The organism is Flavobacterium aureirubrum (assembly GCF_038739835.1).
Classification (GTDB): domain Bacteria; phylum Bacteroidota; class Bacteroidia; order Flavobacteriales; family Flavobacteriaceae; genus Flavobacterium; species Flavobacterium aureirubrum.
The window spans coordinates 1-287 of the sequence record NZ_JBCGDO010000145.1; the positions used below are offsets into that span (position 1 = coordinate 1).

Sequence of the window (287 nt, forward strand, 5' to 3'; positions counted from 1 at the left end):
TGGTCTTCCTTCAATGTGATTACGCTCTAACATGTGAACCAATTCGCCGTTTTTGAACAAAGCCATGCTTGGTGATGAAGGAGGAAACGGAAACATGTGTTGACGCGCATCATCTACTGCTTCTTTATCTACGCCAGCAAAAACAGTTACAAGATGATCTGGTTTTTTTGTGCCATCTAAACTCATTTTCGCTCCAGGACGAGCGTTTCTTGCTGCACAACCACAAACTGAATTCAAAACCACTAGTGTAGTGCCTTCAGCTTTTATTGCATTTTTTACTTCTTCTG

The 287-nt window shown here is 41.5% G+C and carries 1 protein-coding gene; it reads right to left on the bottom strand.

The window, feature by feature from the left end:
- Nucleotides 1–287: BrxA/BrxB family bacilliredoxin (locus WFZ85_RS16280; protein WP_342697285.1), on the bottom strand; the 287-nt coding region annotated here is incomplete at both ends.